Raw genomic sequence first — 3,155 nt, 5'->3', positions numbered from 1 at the left:
CGAGGGGGTGCGTCGCGCCGAGGTGGTCGACCCCGTGCCGGCGCAGTTCCGGGACTCGCTCGAGCTGGCGGACAGGTCGTGGGCCTTCCGTCACATCCACGAGCCCGAGACGATGGGCGACGTCACCCGGGCGCGCCGCCGGCTGGCGTTCGACGAGCTGCTCCGGCTCCAGACGACCCTCGTCATGCGCAAGCGGGCGGTGGAGCGGGAGTCCAAGGGCATCCGCCACGTGGTGGAGCCCCCGGCGGACCGGGACCTGCTGGCCCGGTTCGTCGACGCCCTGCCGTTCCCGCTCACCGGGGCGCAGCGCCGCGCCGTCGACGAGATCCGCACCGATCTCGGCGGACCGCACCCGATGCACCGCCTGCTCCAGGGGGACGTCGGGGCCGGCAAGACGGTGGTGGCGGTGGCGGCGCTGCTGGTGGCGGTGCAGGGAGACCATCAGGGCGCGCTGATGGCGCCCACCGAGGTCCTGGCCGACCAGCACTTCGTGGGGCTGCGCAGCCTGCTGGGTGACCTCTCGGTGCCCGATCCCGGCACCTTGACAGGTGAGCGTCCGTTGCGCGTCGAGCTGCTCACCAACCGCACGCCGGCGTCGGTCCGACCCAAGCTCCACGACGCGCTGCGGCGGGGAGACGTCGACATCCTGGTGGGGACCCACGCCCTGCTCGTGGAGAAGGTCGAGTTCCGATCGCTCGGGGTGGCGGTGATCGACGAGCAGCACCGCTTCGGCGTGGAGCAGCGGGCCGCGCTCCGGGGCAAGGGATCGGACCCCGACGTGCTTGTGATGACCGCCACCCCGATCCCCCGTACGGCCGCCATGACCGTCTACGGCGACCTCGACATGACCATCCTCGACGAGCTGCCGCCGGGACGCAACCCGGTCGCGACCGTGTGGGCCCGCGGCGATCTGGAGGAGACGGCAGCGTGGGACCGGGTCCGGGGCGAGGTCCAGGCGGGCCACCAGGCCTACGTCGTGTGCCCGCTGGTCGAGGAGTCCGAGAAGATCCAGGCCCGCTCGGCCACGGAGGAGTTCGAGCGCCTCCAGCTGGATGTCTTCCCGGGCCTGCGGTGCTCCCTGCTGCACGGGCAGATGCCGGGGCGGGACAAGGAGGCGGTGATGACCGCGTTCCGCCGGGGAGACGTCGACGTGCTGGTCTCGACCACGGTGATCGAGGTGGGGGTGGACGTTCCCAACGCCACCGTGATGGTCATCGAGGACGCCGACCGCTTCGGGATGGCGCAGCTCCACCAGCTGCGGGGCCGGGTAGGGCGGGGCGCCGACGCGTCGTGGTGCTACCTGCTCGGTCAGGGCGCCACCCCGGAGGGCGAGCGGCGCCTCCGGGCGATGGAGGAGTCGACCGACGGCTTCTACCTGGCCGAGGAGGACCTCGACATCCGCGGCGAGGGGACCATCCTCGGTACCCGGCAGACGGGGCGCAACGACCTCAAGCTCGCCTCACTCCGGCGGGACAAGGACCTGGTGGTGTCCGCACGCGACGTCGCCACCCAGCTCCTGGACTCCGACCCGACCCTTGCCGAGCACCGGGATCTGGCCGACGAGCTGCTCCTCCTCATCGACGAGGAGGAGGCCGAGTTCCTCTTCAAGAGCTGATGCGGGGTCATCCGCCCTGGTCACCGGGAGTGCCCGGTCCGCGGACCGGCGCCCGTGAGCGCTCAGCGAACGGATCCTGCTCCGGCCTGACGATGTTCATGTAGCGAGTTGCCGGCGTGATCTGCCAAACCGGGCTGCGGCCAGTACGACGCAGGCCGGCGTTCGCATCTTGAGCAGACCCGCCGCCGCGCCCACCACGCCGACCACTGGACCGGCGGTGCGCGCCACCCGGATCGCCAGCGGGGGCGCCGGGCGTCGCTGACCGAGGCGCTCCTCCGGTCGGCGCAGGGGTTCGGCCTGATCGTCCTGGCGGGCCAGCTTCATCACCTCGGCCAGGTGCAGGGCGCGCCGCCCCGTACCGGCTTGCCGGATCAGGGCGAAGCCGACGATCTCGGCCGCAAGCCAGGCAGCCACGGTGGCCGGCAGCATGGCCATGGAGCCGAAGGAGAGCGTGGCGCGGCGCATCCGTGGCGGCAGGGGCCGGGTCACGACGCGCAGCATCCGCCACAGCCCGCGCCGGTAGCGGCCCGCCAGGAAGGTGAAGCCGTCGTAGTTGAACACGGTCAGGAACAGGTCGATGAGGGCTAGGACGACCACACAGGCGCCGACGGCGGCCAGGGCCAGCCCGCTCATCAGTCACGCGGTGGCCGGGGCCCCCAGGCGAGCAACGGTGAAAGTGCGATCAGCAGTGCCAGTCCACAGACCAGACCGAGAAGGGGGCGGCCGGGCTGGGCCAGCCCGGTCGTGACCAGCACCGCCGTCGCGGCGGCTGGGGCGTGGTGGCGGTCGATGATCTCCAACACGAGGAGGGTGGTGGCGAGGGCGGCGGCCGTAGCGAAGGCCTGGCTGGTGAGGACGTGGCCGACGACGGTGGCGCTGGGCTGGTGCCAGATCCCGAAGACGCCCAGCGCGGCCAGACCGGCCAGGATGGCCACGCTGTGCCCGACGATGGCGTTGCGCCGGCGAGATGTCGGCTCCGTCGGGTCGGCGGCGAAGAGATAGGCGGTGGGTCCGAGGGTGGCGGTCAGCAGCGGCCAGTCTTCGTAGCGGTCGACCAGTCCCACGACGGCGAGGGCGGCCCCGGCTGCCGCCGCCAGGCGCCCGGCGCGCAGCACCACCCCGAGAGCGCGGTGATCCCGGACCGACGTCACGTTCGTTCCATCCCCGTCAGTGCCGGTCGCGACACCGGACGCGTACCAGAATCGAGTACGTGCAGCACGGTGCCCACGCCGCTGCGGTAGTCTTGACATTCCCCAATCGCGGCGCGAGAAGGGCAGGAGAACGGTCCCGTACGCCGAGGGGGTGAGCGCGCATGGAGACGTCCCGCGGCGGGTCCTCCGAGCGGCTGGACCTGCACAACTGCGCTGTGCTGCCGGGCGTGGCGGCAGATCGCGTCGAAGGCCTGGTCCAACGAGATCTTGAGTTCGGCGGCGACTAACTAATCCCTTCGCCTGCTCTATGACGACCCGGGACTGGAGCGCCTCGAAGAGCTGCTCCGCCGTGCGCTGGGCCTGGGCCAGCTCGGAGGCGTTGATGATGT

General features: G+C 71.8%; 3 protein-coding genes. 1 reads left to right on the top strand and 2 read right to left on the bottom strand.

The window, feature by feature from the left end:
• Positions 1-1,615: ATP-dependent DNA helicase RecG (locus VFW24_02770; protein HEX5265671.1), on the top strand; the 1,615-nt coding region annotated here is incomplete at its 5' end.
• A gap of 96 nt (positions 1,616-1,711) precedes the next feature.
• Here VFW24_02770 and VFW24_02765 read toward each other — a convergent pair.
• Together VFW24_02765 and VFW24_02760 are read right to left on the bottom strand one after the other, a co-directional pair.
• Positions 1,712-2,248: a hypothetical protein gene (locus VFW24_02765; protein HEX5265670.1), complete on the bottom strand. Its 537-nt coding sequence runs from the start codon at positions 2,246-2,248 to the stop codon at positions 1,712-1,714.
• Entirely contained in the window at positions 2,248-2,766 is a 519-nt protein-coding gene (locus tag VFW24_02760) for an HPP family protein (GenBank protein ID HEX5265669.1), read from the bottom strand. The genes VFW24_02765 and VFW24_02760 overlap by 1 nt, the downstream gene beginning before the upstream one ends.
• Between the last annotated feature and the right edge of the window lie 389 nt (positions 2,767-3,155).

Source organism: Acidimicrobiales bacterium (assembly GCA_036273495.1).
Lineage (GTDB): Bacteria > Actinomycetota > Acidimicrobiia > Acidimicrobiales > JAJPHE01 > DASSEU01.
The sequence above is the reverse complement of the archived record's forward strand: the minus strand, read 5'-3'. Positions and strand labels throughout refer to the sequence as shown.

Bases quoted from the DNA above. Each gene is read 5' to 3' on its own strand.
- VFW24_02765 (HEX5265670.1), bottom strand. From the start codon at position 2,248: ATGAGCGGGCTGGCCCTGGCCGCCGTCGGCGCCTGTGTGGTCGTCCTA.